Origin of the sequence: Burkholderia lata, assembly GCF_000012945.1 — a bacterium.
In the GTDB taxonomy this organism is placed as follows: Bacteria; Pseudomonadota; Gammaproteobacteria; order Burkholderiales; family Burkholderiaceae; genus Burkholderia; species Burkholderia lata.
In genome coordinates, this window is the sequence record NC_007509.1 from 951,092 (window position 1) to 964,307 (window position 13,216).

A 13,216-nucleotide genomic window follows, 5' to 3' on the forward strand; every position below is an offset into this window, starting at 1 on the left:
GAGTCGCTCCGCGCCGAAACCACGGAATGCCTCCCCCACGACTTGTGCACAACCCGTCCGAAAGCACCGGCAAACGACCATGACCGGCCGAACAAAGTATTGCACACGTCATGCGACGCAAATTTTTAACTGCTCAAACTGCACATAATCCGGGACAGGATTATGGAACCGGTTCCATTTTTGAACGTAGTAACCGGTTCAAATTGTCATCGCAGGGGGGGAGTGTAGCGATATCGGTCGAATCGCGTATTTTCGCGACCGTGTCGAGTCCCCAATCCCGTCGGGAAACGGGACGCATCCGCCGGACCCCGGTCGGTTTCGGATACGCGCAAAACCCAATGAAATTAAAACGTAATGTTTATATTATTTATTTGAAAGAGTAGTCGCCCCACGGTGAGCTTGCCTGTTGCGCAGCGTTTTACCGGATGGCCGCCGCGCCCGCGGCCGCGATCACGCTATCCTGCACCCCCGCGCCGCCACTGGTCCCGATCGCGCCGATCAGTTGCCCGCCCACCACGATCGGGATGCCGCCTTCTCCGGCGAGAATGCCCGGGATACTGAGGTTGCCGGTCGCCCCGTTGTTGATCGCGTTCTGCATATCCTTGGTCTGTCGGCGGAAGCGAACCGACGCCCGCGCCTTGGCTTCCGCAATTTCGGTGGAGGCGAGTTGCGTTCCGTCCATCTTGTCGCACGAGACCAGATTCCCGCCGCTGTCGACGACGACGATCGCGTATTTCCAGTTTCGGCGTCGCGCTTCTGCTTCGGCTGCCGTAATGGCCGTGCGCGCCTGAGCCAACGTTATGGGCGCACCGTACGGGATGTCATACGGGAGTTGTTCGGGAATCGGTGCGGACGCCGGAGATTGTGCTGCCGCATGGGCGGTGAAAAATGCGGCTACCACGATGAAGAGTCGGGATGGCTTCGAAAACATGAGAGGCGGTTCCATAAAGGCTCGACGAGGCTGATTTGCCCGGCGAACGGTTGATCTTGCGGGTGACACAAACTTGACGCGTCGTCAGTACGGCCACTGCACGCTCCTCCATTGGAAATGACAGTTGAGCGATCAGGTCATGACGCAGGCTCTTGATGGAGGTTGGAATATGACGCCGGCCGCACAAGACGGCCGCGGTGGCGGTAATCCCGAGAAACTGCAGGAACGTGTGCAACGACGTGTTTTGATTGCGACAGTCCCGGATACTATCCGACCGCGAGCAGCGGTGCGCCGGAGACCACGGGCGCGATCCATCGCCAGCCCGGCTTTCGACGTCCTGTTCCAATGCATGGAAATTCATCGACGACGACTATGAGGAAATCGAATGCACGGGCACGGTTCCGTCGATGGCGTGGCCGTAACGGCGGTCGTTGAGCCGCCCCGCCCGGTCAGACGCCTTCGACCAGCACGGCGCGATAGCGCGCGCCCTTGAAGCGATGCTGAACGACGGTCTGGTATGCCGGGCTGTCATACCACGCGTGCGCAGCATCTCTGGACGGAAACTCGACGATCACCACCCCTTCCGGGCCGTCGCCCTCGAGCGTTTCCTGCGGGCCATACGCGGCCAGCACCTTCAACGGGTGGCCGGCGAGCGTCGCGCCGACCTGGTCCTGATAGCGGTCGAGTTCCTGCTGATCGTGCGTGCTTTCACGCGTGAAAACGATATAGGTCGCCAAGGTTGCACTCCTGTTGCGGTTCGAGAATGATGCGGCGATCCGGAGGTCGCCCGTCGGACAACGGCATTCATCGTAACCATCGGGCGCGCTTTCTCGTATCCCCCGCGATTCCAACTGTGTTTTCGAGCCGGATTAACAATGGATTTCGTCGGGCGGAAACCGCTCGATCCGGACGGCCGCTTCCTTCGCACGCGCGGACATCGCGTCGTGGAACGTCACGATCTCCGCATGCGGCATCGCCGCACGGTTGATTCATCGCTCGTGCGGTGTCGTCGCATTCCAGCGATCGAGAAACGATTCGAGTTCTTCGAAACCTTGCGGCAGACGACTCGAATCGCGCAATACCTCGTCGGTCATCGTGCTCATCCCGTTCTGGATCGGGAAGCTGCGGACGGAGTCTGGCAACAGTACGCCTCGTCCTTGTTCAGCGTGCGTTCCATTCCCCAACATTCCGTACTTCGAAACATTGTTCCGATCTTCAGGCGGGCGCAACGCGATCACCACCGATTTGTCCGCGATCCGTGGCGAACCGTTTGCCTCGCAAATGGTGTGATCGGTAAATTAAGACCGCCCTCTCCCTTCGATCAAACCCGGGCGGCGGCTTGCCGTTTGACTCGGCGTGGCCCGACCGTTCGCGTCCCGATACCGATCACCGCCGGCCGGGTTTCCCGCCACACCACGTTTGCGGGACAAGACGCGTTGCCACGCGCCCCCGGCCCGGCCAGCCGCGCTTAATGGATAACACTCATGGCACTTCACTTTCGATCCCGCCAAACTACCTAACGATAGTTTGATAAAAGGGCGCTGACGCCTGTCACGGCCGGCCACCCCGATCGGGCGGCGACGCACCGTGCAACCGTGCAGGCGCCTGATCGACACGACTCAGCGCCGCACGTGCCGTGCGCGGCGACGGTTTCGTCGAACGATTTCCACAGCAACCGAACGACCGTATTGGAGAAATGATGAGGAATGCCATGAATGAAACCCCGCCCGTCGGCGGCCTGAGCGAAGCGCTAGCGGGACGCACCTCCGTCCAGACCGGGCAGGACAGCCTCAGGTCGTGGTACATCCTGGCCATTCTCACCTTCGCGTATTCGCTCGCCTATATCGATCGCCAGCTTCTCAACCTGCTCGTCGACCCGATCCGCCATTCGCTCGCCATCTCCGATACCCAGCTCAGCCTCGTCCAGGGCGTCGCGTTCATTTCCGCCTACCTGATCGCATCGCCGCTGTTCGGCCGGCTCGTCGACGTGACCAACCGGCGCAACATCCTGCTGGTCGGCATCTGCCTGTGGTGCATCTTCACCGCCCTGTGCGGCAAGGCCACGACGTTCCAGGGATTGTTCCTCGCGCGCTTTGGCGTCGGCGCCAGCGAAGCGTGCGTGTTTCCGATTGCGCTGTCGATGATCGCCGACTGCTTTTCGGCGAAGCAGATGCCGCGCGCGATGAGCGTCTTCATCCTCGGCCCGATGCTCGGCGGTGGCCTCTCGCTCGTCGCCGGCGGCCTCGTCATCTCGTTCGCGCGCGACGTCCATCAGCAATTCCCGATGCTCGCCGGGTTCGAAACCTGGCAGCTCGCGTTCGTGCTGATCGGGTTGCCGGGCATCCTGTTCGCGCTGCTGGTGTGGCTGACGGTGCGCGAGCCGGTACGCAGCAAGGTCATCAGCGGCAGCACCGACGACCGGCAGTATTCGACCCGCGATTCGGTCGCGTTTCTGTGGGCGCGGCGCGGGTTCTACGCGCGGATCCTGTTCGGCGTCGGCACGCTCGCGATCGTCGTGCTCGGCATGCCGGCGTGGCTGCCGACCTATCTGATCCGTGCGCAGGGGATGCCGGCGGCGCTGGTCGGCTTCCGCTTCGGCGCGCTGGTGGTCTGCTGCGGCACCGCCGGCGCGCTGGCCGGGCCGTGGGTCGTGCGCTGGTTCGAGCGGCGCGGCTACGAAGATGCGTCGCTGCGCACCGCCGCGTTCGCGATGATCCCGATGCTGCTCAGCTGCGCGAGCATTCCGTTTGCGCCGGGCGCGATCGGCACGCTGGTCGCGGCCGCCGTCACCGTCTTTTTCTTCACGCTGCCGACCGCGTGCATGGCCGCGTCGCTGCAGCTCGTCGCACCCAGCCGCATGCGCGGCCTGGTCGGCGCGCTCTACTCGTTCTTCGCTCAGTTGATCGGCTTCGGGCTCGGCCCGACGTTGATTGCGCTCGTCACCGATCGCGTGTTCGGCAACCCGAAGATGGTCGGCCAGTCGATCGGCATCGTCTGCACGATTGCAGCGGCGCTGGCCGCGTGGCTGCTGTTCACGTCGCTGCCGCACTATCGCCGGTTGCTGGCGGAGGAGCGTGGCGCGAACGCTGGCTGATGGTGCGGGATGCCGGTCAGGTCGATCGTTGTGTCGACCTGACGGCCTGCGCGCCTCGCGATCACGGCGGCGACCTATGGCGCTGACCGCCGCCCCAAAAGAAAACACCCCTCGACGAGGGGTGCATGGGCCGGATTGCGGTGCGGCCCCCAGCCACTTTTGCAAGTCAGCTGGGGGAAATCATCGCGCAGCACCGGGGCCGTCGAGTCGAAGCGTCACGCTCACCCTACCCGCGCTTCGCCCTCGCGCTCGGCTTCCCCTTCGTCCGTACCGATTCGTGCCAGCACCGGCTTGAGCGCCTGCCCGGTGTGGCTTGCGCTCACCTGCACGAGCGCTTCCGGCGGTGCCGCCGCGACGATCGTACCGCCCCCCACGCCGCCTTCCGGCCCGAGATCGATGATCCAGTCGGCTTCCGCGATCACGTCGAGGTCATGCTCGATCACGACGACGCTGTGCCCCGCATCGACGAGCCGGTGCAGCACGCGGATCAGTTTCGCGACATCCGCCATGTGCAGGCCGACCGTCGGTTCGTCGAGCACGTACAGCGTGTGCGGCGCCTTCTGGCCACGCCGCGTGATGTCGTCGCGCACCTTCGTCAGCTCGGTGACGAGCTTGATGCGCTGCGCCTCGCCGCCCGACAGCGTCGGCGACGGCTGGCCGAGCGTCAGGTAGCCAAGGCCGACATCCTTCATCAGCTGCAACGGATGCGCGATGTTCGAGATCGGCGCAAAAAACTCCACGGCCTCGTCGATCTCCATCGTCAGCACGTCGCCGATGTTCCGGCCACGCCACGTGACGGCGAGCGTCTCCGGGTTGAAGCGCTGCCCGTGACACACGTCGCACGGCACCTTCACGTCGGGCAGGAAGCTCATCCCGATCGTGCGCACGCCTTGCCCTTCGCATGCGGGGCAGCGCCCGTCGCCGGTATTGAACGAGAAACGCGACGCCGTGTAGCCGCGCGCACGGGATTCCAGCGTATCGGCGAACAGCTTGCGGATCGTGTCCCACACGCCGATATAGGTGGCCGGGCACGAGCGCGGCGTCTTGCCGATCGGCGTCTGGTCGACTTCCAGCACGCGATCGATCTGCTCCCAGCCGCTCAGCGACTCGCAGCCCTGCCACGCATGCGTGACGGTCAGCGACGGCCGCGGGGCGCTGCGCGCGAGCACGCTCGAACGGCGGTTGGTAGCCGGCGCGTCCTGCTGCGCGGCCTTGCGTGCGCGCCGCGTGGCCGGCGACGACAGCACCGAACGGCCGACCGCGTCGAGCAGGTTCGTCATCAGCACGTCGCGCGCGAGCGTCGACTTGCCCGAGCCGCTCACGCCCGTCACCGCGACGAGCCGCGCGAGCGGAATGCCGACCGTGACGTCACGCAGGTTGTGCAGCCGCGCGCCATGCACGGTCAGCCAGGCTTCCGGCACTGCAGCGCCGCCCTTCTTGCCCGGCAGGCTTACGCTGCGACGCGGCTGCAGCGGGTGCGTCATCGGCTGCGCGAGCAGGCGCCCCGTCACCGAATCGGCCTGCGCGGCCAGATCCGCGACCGCGCCCTGCGCGACCAGCGTGCCGCCGCGCTTGCCCGCGCCCGGGCCGACGTCGATGATGTGATCGGCGCGGCGGATCGTGTCCTCGTCATGCTCGACGACGACGAGCGTATTGCCCTTGTCGCCGAGCTTGCGCAGCGCGTCCAGCAGGATCTGGTTGTCGCGCGGATGCAGGCCAATCGTCGGTTCGTCGAGCACGTAACAGACACCCTGCAGGTTGCTGCCGAGTTGCGCGGCGAGCCGGATGCGCTGCGCTTCGCCGCCCGACAGGCTCGGCGCCGCGCGATCGAGGCTCAGGTAGCCGAGCCCGACTTCCTCCAGAAACGCGAGGCGGCTGCCGATCTCGCTGACGATGTCGCGTGCGATCTGCGCGTCGCGGCCCGTCAGTTCCAGCCCGTCGATCCAGCGGCGCGTGTCGGACACCGTCCATTGCGCGACCTCGACGATCGGATGCGCGTCGAACGTGACCGCACGCGCGGACGGGTTCAGCCGCGTGCCGTGGCAATCCGGGCACGGCTCGTTGCCCACGCCTTCCGGTTCCTGCTCATCGGACGGCAGTGTCTGCTCACGGCCACGATCATCGCCGGCAAGCACCGTGTCGTCGTACACGGCACGCTGTTCGCGCGTGAGCGTGACGCCGGTGCCGACGCAGGTCGTGCACCAGCCATGCTTGCTGTTGTACGAGAACATCCGCGGGTCCAGCTCCGGGTAGCTCGTGCCGCACACCGGGCACGCGCGCTTGACCGACAGCACCTTGACCGTGCCGACACGCGCGGTCGAATGATCGTTCTGCATCGCATGGTGCAGCCCGTCGAGCGGCGCGAGCAGATGCATCACGCCCTTGCCTAGCTCGAGCGTCTCGTCGAGCACGCGCCGCAGTTCGGCCTCGTTGTCCGGCGACACGACGATGTCGGCCACCGGCAACTCGATCGTGTGCTCGCGGAAGCGGTCGAGCTTCGGCCACGGATCGACCGGCACGAACTCGCCGTCGACCCGCAGATGCGTGCTGCCGCGCGCCTTCGCCCACTTCGCGAGATCCGTATAGACGCCCTTGCGGTTGACGACGAGCGGCGCGAGCAGCCCGACGTGCTCGCCGCGATGATCGCGCAGCAACTGCGCGGCGATCGATTCGACGGACTGCGACGTGACGGGCGTGCCGTCGTGGATGCAATGCTGCAGGCCGAGCTTCACATACAACAGCCGCAGAAAATGCCAGACCTCGGACGTGGTCGCGACCGTGCTCTTGCGCCCGCCGCGCGACAGCCGCTGCTCGATCGCGACGGTCGGCGGAATGCCGTACACCGCATCGACTTCGGGGCGGCCGGCCGGCTGCACGATCGAGCGCGCATACGCGTTCAGCGATTCGAGGTAACGGCGCTGGCCTTCGTGGAACAGGATGTCGAATGCGAGCGTCGACTTGCCGGAACCCGACACGCCGGTGATCACGTTGAACTTGCCGTGCGGGATGTCGACGTCGAGCGCCTTCAGGTTGTGCTCGCGCGCGTTGACGATCCGCACGACGTCTTCGCCTTCGATCGCACGCCGCTCGCGCGCCGCATTCAGTACGGCCTGCAACGGCTTGCCTTCGTCGGCGAGCGCCAGCTCGGCATCCATTGCGCGGTCGTATTGCAGCAGTGCCACGCCGGTATGCGATTCGGCGCAGGCCTTCACGTCGTCGGGCGTGCCCGCGCACAGCACGAGCCCGCCACCGTCGCCGCCTTCCGGGCCGAGATCGATCAGCCAGTCGGCCGCGCGGATCACGTCGAGGTTGTGCTCGATCACGATCAGCGAATGGCCGGCCGCGAGCAGCTTGCCGAACGCCTGCATCAGCTTCGCGATGTCGTCGAAGTGCAGCCCGGTGGTCGGCTCGTCGAACATGAACAGCTTTGCCCGCGCGATGCGCGCTTCCTCCGTGACGACCCGGCGGCCGTTGACCGCTGCCGCCGATTCGGCGAGGAAGCCGGCCAGCTTCAGCCGCTGCGCTTCGCCGCCCGACAGTGTCGGCACCGGCTGGCCGAGCTTCACGTATTCGAGGCCGACGTCGACGATCGGCTGCAGCACGCGCAGCACCTCGGCGTCGGTCGCGAAAAACGCGGCCGCTTCGCTGACCGTGAGGTCGAGCACGTCGGCAATGCTCAGCGCGCGGCCGTTACGCTCGATGCGCACTTCGAGAATCTCGGCGCGGTAGCGGCTGCCGTCGCAATCCGGGCAGCGCAGGTAGACGTCGCTCAGGAACTGCATCTCGATGTGCTCGAAGCCCGAGCCGCCGCAGGTCGGGCAACGGCCGTCGCCCGAGTTGAAGCTGAACGTGCCGGCGCCATAGCCGCGTTGCAGCGCGAGCGGCGCCTTCGCGAACAGCTTGCGGATTTCGTCGAACGCGCCGACGTAGCTCGCCGGGTTCGACCGCGTGGTCTTGCCGATCGGCGACTGGTCGACGAACACGACGTCGCCTACCTGGTCGGCGCCCGTGAGGCCGCGATACGCGCCCGGCGACTCGGTCGCCTTGCCGTGGTGCCGCGCCATCGCCGGATAAAGCACGTCCTGCAGCAGCGTGGACTTGCCGGACCCGGACACACCCGTCACGCAGACGAGCCGCTGCAACGGAATCTCGACCGTCACGTCGCGCAGGTTGTGTTCGCTCGCGCCTTCGAGCACGATGCGCGGCGTGTTCGCGTCGACCACGCGGCGCGCCCAGTTCGACGCATGCGCGACATGCTTGCGGCCGCCGAGGTACTCACCCGTGAGCGTATGCGCCGACCGGATGTCGCCCGGCGTGCCGTCGTAGACGATCGTGCCGCCGCGCTCGCCCGGGCCGGGCCCCATGTCGATCAGCCGGTCGGCCGCGAGCATCACCGACGGATCGTGTTCGACCACGACCAGCGTATTACCCGCGTCGCGCAGCCGCTGCATCGCCTCGACGATCCGCGTGAGATCGCGCGGATGCAGCCCGATGCTCGGCTCGTCGAGCACGAACAGGGTTTTCGTGAGCGACGTGCCGAGCGCCGTCGTCAGGTTGATCCGCTGCACCTCACCGCCCGACAGCGTACGACTCTGCCGGTCGAGCGTCAGGTAGCCGAGCCCCACGTCGCACAGGTACTTCAGGCGCGTGCGCACCTCGGCGAGCAGCAGCTTCAGTGCATCGTCGAGCAGCGCGCTCGGCAGGCTGATGCCGTCGAAGAAGCGACGAATGCGCTCGATCGGCAACAGCATCAGGTCGTGCACGGTCAGGCCCGGCAGCGCTTCGAGCTGCGCGCGGCTCCAGTCGACGCCACGCGGCATGAAACGGCCGGCCGGCGCGAGCACGCCGTCGGCGTTTTCCTTCGAGCCGAGCCGCCATTGCAGCGATTCCGTCTTCAGGCGCGCGCCGCCGCACACGTCGCACGGCGTGTAGCTGCGGTATTTCGACAGCAGCACGCGGATGTGCATCTTGTACGCTTTCGACTCGAGATAGCCGAAGAAGCGCTTCACGCCGTACCACTGGCTCTGCCACTTGCCGTTCCAGTCCGGCGAGCCGTTGACGACCCAGTCGCGCTCGGCGTCCGACAGCTCGGCCCACGGCGTGTCGCGCGGGATGCCGGCTTTCGCCGCATAGCGCATCAGGTCGTCCTGGCACTCCTTCCACGCGGGGGTCTGCATCGGCTTGATCGCGCCGCCGCGCAGCGTCTTGCGCGCGTCGGGGATCACGAGGCCGAGATCGACGCCGATCACGCGGCCGAAGCCGCGGCACGTTTCGCACGCGCCGTACGCCGAATTGAACGAGAACAGCGCCGCCTGCGGCTCCGCGTAGCGCAGGTCGCTGTCGGGATCGTGGAGCCCGGTGGAGAAACGCCACACCTGCGGCTCGGCGGTCGCGCCATCCGGGCTTTCCGGCTCCGCCGCGAGCACGTATACGTTCACGCGCCCGCCGCCGCGCTTCAGCGACGCCTCGATCGCCTCGACGACACGCACCTTGTCGGTGTTCTGCACACGGAAGCGGTCGGCCACCACGTCGAGCACCTTGCGCGGCCCGGTGGCCGACGCGACCTCGCGCTGCGCCTGCACGCGCGTATAGCCGCTCGCGGACAGCCACTGCGCGATTTCTTCGTCGGACACCGTTTCCGGCAATTCGACCGGGAACGTGACGACGACGCGCGGATCGTCCGCCTGCGTGCGCGCGACCAGATCCGCGTAGATCGTCTCCGGCGTGTCGTGCCGCACCTGCCGCGCGGTCTTGCGGTCGAACAGCTCGGCCGCGCGCGCGTACAGCAGCTTCAGGTGATCGTTCAGCTCGGTCATCGTGCCGACCGTGGAGCGCGAGCTGCGGACCGGGTTGGTCTGGTCGATCGCGATCGCGGGCGGCACGCCGTCGACACGCTCGACCTGCGGGCGATCCATCCGGTCGAGGAACTGCCGCGCGTACGCGCTGAACGTCTCGACGTAGCGCCGCTGGCCTTCCGCGTACAGCGTGTCGAACACGAGACTCGACTTGCCGGAGCCCGACGGGCCGGTGACGACCGTCATCTCGCCGGTGCGCAGGTCGAGATCAAGATTCTTGAGGTTGTGCTGACGTGCTCCGCGAATGCGGATCAGATTGCTGGATGACAATTTGCCTGCCCGTCTGAATGAGTTAGCCAGAGTTCACGGTGCCGGGACGCTGCGGTGGATGCCCGCAGGCGCGGCGCGCGGGCCGCAAGGTCGTGCCCGTGCGACTCGATTTCGACGGACACTATACTGTATATTCATACAGTTTTCCATGACGACCCTGGGGGCGTCATGGGCAGGCGGCTGGCGGCCGGGATTCCCTTCCCCCGGAACGCTGTTCGCTCAAGCTGGAGCCCGGTTTGGACATGGCGCATGCCCCGATGCGCTCGCGGTCCGTCATTCCTGGCCACGGCGATTGAGACCCGATGCAAGGTGGCAGGCGAAATGGGGAGGATCGGGAAAGGCCGGACGGCAAAGTCCAGTTATTTCGGAACGTTCGACATCTGATGGTTTCCCTGCTGCTGCAGGTTGCTTGTGGCCTAGGCCGCCGCCGCGACCTCGGCCGACTGCGCGCGAGAGTCTTTGATGCTACCTTGCTCCGCAAACACGGCACACGCGTCGTTCAATCGGCACTCCTGGTGGGAAACCTGCAACTTTTGCAAGGCCGTCAGTCGGATAGGGCGAGCTTCACCCGAGCCCGGCCCGTTTGACGCCGGAAACGAAACGCCCCGCACATCGGGTGTTCAGCCCATTCTCAGATATCGGACAGCTCATGAAGAACAGCATTCTGGTCACCTCCGGTCGCGCCGCGCTGGCGACCGAAGTCGTCGGCAGTGGAGACCCGATCGTGTTTTTGCACGCACGCGTCGCGGACCGCCGGATGTGGGGCCACCAGATGCGTGAAACAGGCGCGACTCTCCAAGCCATTGCCTATGATCGACGAGGCTTTGGAGAAACTACTGCTGAAGCAGAGAGCCATTCTTCCGTTGAAGATTTGATCGCCGTTATCAAGTCGGTGTCAAACGGCGCTCCTGCAATACTGGTTGCCTGCTCTCAAGGCGGGGGCATTGCACTCGACGCAGCGCTTCGATATCCGTCACATGTTCGCGCGCTTGTTCTAGTTGCGCCGAATGTGACCGGCGCGCCGAAAATGGTCCATGCGCCGCAGGTTGACGATTTGATTGCCCGTTTAGCAGACGCCGAGGCCAGCAGCCATTTTGAAGAAGCCATTGCGATACGCACGCGTCTCTGGCTTGACGGCCCGCTTCAGCACGAAGGGCGCGTGAACGGTAAAGCCCGCAAGCTGTTTGATGAGATGAACGCTGTCGCTCTCGGTTTGCCCCCGGCAGGCATGAACACGGATGCACCGATTGCGTATGGGCGACTCGAAGAAATTTCAGTGCCGACATTGGTGATGTGCGGGGAGCTTGACCTTCCCGGCATTCAGGAGCGTAGTCGCTACGTCGCGAATACCGTATCTGACGGTATCTTCCACCCAATATCAGGTACCGCCCATTTGCCGAGCCTTGAACGGCCAGAGGAAGTCACGGGTAGGATCGTGGATTTCATCGGATCACTGTGATGCTTGGCAATGGGGGAAGTAAGTAGCGAAACGCTGACGAAGATACCCCCGCGCGGAAAGGCCTTGTCAACCAGGTCACCCATGTGAAGGCTAGCAGGCGTCCACCATGCGACGTTGCATCGCCTTCGCGACACTCGCCTTGTACCGTCGCTCGACCCGATCGAAAGATTCATCAGATTCATCCCGTTCAGGAGCCGTGCCGCAAAAAGGCGCGGGTATGCGAACCGGTTTGACCGGGACAGGCTCGAGGGACCATTTTGTATCGATTGGCTCCACCGCTCAGGGTCGGTTTGCCCCCGCCGCGAACCGGCGCAATGGCAGCCGACTGGATTCGGCCATGACGAGTCACTCGCGAGTTCCGAGGTCAGGACGCCCGGACGTCGGCGCATATTGCGCAAACGGTCGTTGGACGTCGACGGTAGCGCATCGCTCAAGCGCCGTGTTGACGAGAGATTTCTCGAAAGGCCGGCACCCTGCGCCGGTCGCGAGCACGAGATGAACCTCGCCGCGCGTCATGCGGTGCACTGAGTAACCCGGTTCCACCATTTCGATTGCGCTCATTCTCTTCACTTCGATACATGCGCTGACATGACATGCGATCCGCGGCGACGCGGGTATCGCACACAACGCATTCATTGGCCCGCTGGCGGCTGATTCGCTTTCTATACTGTTTACGTTGCCGATTTATCAAGGGCATGCGTGCGTCAGCAACGCACATGTCCGACAAATCCCGGGGTAAACGAAAACTGCACCTGCCTCAAAAGCTTGAGGCCGGTCGGTGAAGTTCGTCCCGTGTATGGGCGGGAGAACGTGGATGGACTCCTTAACCATCGGAGGCAATATGGCGACATACATCGTGTTGATGAATTGGACCGATCAAGGCATGCAGTCAGTGAAGGACACGGTCCAGCGAGCGAAATCGTTTCAGGAAGGGGCGAAGGCGATGGGCGTCACCGTCAGTTCGCTCAACTGGACACTTGGGCCTTACGACATCGTCGCGACACTCGATGCGCCCGACGACGAAACCGCGACGCGGCTGGGACTGATGGTGGCGCAATTGGGCAATGTTCGAACCGTCAGTATGCGTGCTTTCGGCGAGGCGGAAATGGAGCGAATCGTCGGCGGAATGAAGTGAAACCTTGACGCGCGAGATGCAACCGCCATCGACAGAGATGAAACGGGCGTCCTGAAAGCTGGCCGGTTGCCGTCGTATCGTGGCGTTGCAGGTATGGCTCACGAGCCAGGAGCCAAGCGCAGGCAAAGGCCAACGATGCGGGGCGCAAGCGTGTAGCGTGACGCCATTCTCGCGCGCCTCGACATGGGCCAGGTGCCTGCGCAGCTACGCTCCCGGAGGTCGATCAACGACAAGGAACGACGCCGCTTGAACGGGAAGGTTGTAGTGAGCGGGCAGCTTCCCTGCGCGACATCGGTAACCGAGTCGCTGCCAGCAGCCTCGCACCTCGCGTCGAAACGCTCGCAATCATCCGTCTAGTCATGGATGCCATCGCCGGCCCGCAGTCAGGCTGTATTCATGCCCGCGTCGGTCGCCGCTCAGGTGAACTCTGGCGCTGACGTGCTGACGTTCGACATGGCCGGCGAGAAACGCG

Annotated in this window: 7 protein-coding genes; 3 read left to right on the plus strand and 4 right to left on the minus strand. The window is 64.9% G+C overall.

Going from position 1 to position 13,216, the window contains the following annotated elements:
- Positions 1 to 418: 418 nt before the first annotated feature.
- The 3 genes from BCEP18194_RS04035 to BCEP18194_RS41045 all read right to left on the minus strand — a co-directional run bounded on the left by BCEP18194_RS04035 (position 419) and on the right by BCEP18194_RS41045 (position 2,073).
- The gene (locus BCEP18194_RS04035; protein WP_041492647.1) at positions 419 to 931 is read right to left on the minus strand and encodes a GlcG/HbpS family heme-binding protein; all 513 of its coding nucleotides are present in this window, start codon (positions 929 to 931) and stop codon (positions 419 to 421) included.
- Positions 932 to 1,380: 449 nt separating this feature from the next.
- Positions 1,381 to 1,668 (minus strand): DUF1330 domain-containing protein, encoded by a 288-nt coding sequence (locus BCEP18194_RS04040; RefSeq protein ID WP_011350035.1) that lies wholly within the window; start codon positions 1,666 to 1,668, stop codon positions 1,381 to 1,383.
- Positions 1,669 to 1,920: 252 nt separating this feature from the next.
- Positions 1,921 to 2,073 carry a hypothetical protein gene (locus BCEP18194_RS41045; protein WP_157687117.1) on the minus strand — a complete coding sequence of 51 codons (153 nt, stop codon included), beginning with the start codon at positions 2,071 to 2,073 and terminating at the stop codon, positions 1,921 to 1,923.
- A 569-nt stretch (positions 2,074 to 2,642) separates the two neighbouring features.
- Between BCEP18194_RS41045 and BCEP18194_RS04045 the strand changes: the two genes are divergently transcribed.
- Positions 2,643 to 4,025 carry a spinster family MFS transporter gene (locus tag BCEP18194_RS04045; RefSeq protein WP_244272790.1) on the plus strand — a complete coding sequence of 461 codons (1,383 nt, stop codon included), beginning with the start codon at positions 2,643 to 2,645 and terminating at the stop codon, positions 4,023 to 4,025.
- A 221-nt stretch (positions 4,026 to 4,246) separates the two neighbouring features.
- Here the strand turns inward: BCEP18194_RS04045 and uvrA are convergent, their stop codons facing one another.
- On the minus strand, positions 4,247 to 10,150 hold the full coding sequence (gene uvrA / locus BCEP18194_RS04050; protein ID WP_011350038.1) for an excinuclease ABC subunit UvrA: 5,904 nt from the start codon (positions 10,148 to 10,150) through the stop codon (positions 4,247 to 4,249).
- Positions 10,151 to 10,799: 649 nt separating this feature from the next.
- Here uvrA and BCEP18194_RS04055 point away from each other — a divergent pair.
- Both BCEP18194_RS04055 and BCEP18194_RS04060 read left to right on the plus strand, forming a co-directional pair.
- Positions 10,800 to 11,609: an alpha/beta fold hydrolase gene (locus BCEP18194_RS04055; protein WP_041492488.1), complete on the plus strand. Its 810-nt coding sequence runs from the start codon at positions 10,800 to 10,802 to the stop codon at positions 11,607 to 11,609.
- Positions 11,610 to 12,450: 841 nt separating this feature from the next.
- Positions 12,451 to 12,744, plus strand: a complete 294-nt coding sequence (locus tag BCEP18194_RS04060) for a GYD domain-containing protein (protein ID WP_041492648.1) — start codon at positions 12,451 to 12,453, stop codon at positions 12,742 to 12,744.
- The last annotated feature ends 472 nt before the right edge of the window (positions 12,745 to 13,216 follow it).

Excerpts from the sequence above, each read along its gene's own strand:
- BCEP18194_RS04035 (WP_041492647.1), bottom strand. The coding sequence starts at position 931 with ATGTTTTCGAAGCCATCCCGACTCTTCATCGTGGTAGCCGCATTTTTC.
- BCEP18194_RS04045 (WP_244272790.1), top strand. The coding sequence starts at position 2,643 with ATGAATGAAACCCCGCCCGTCGGCGGCCTGAGCGAAGCGCTAGCGGGA.
- BCEP18194_RS04055 (WP_041492488.1), top strand. The coding sequence starts at position 10,800 with ATGAAGAACAGCATTCTGGTCACCTCCGGTCGCGCCGCGCTGGCGACC.
- BCEP18194_RS04060 (WP_041492648.1), top strand. The coding sequence starts at position 12,451 with ATGGCGACATACATCGTGTTGATGAATTGGACCGATCAAGGCATGCAG.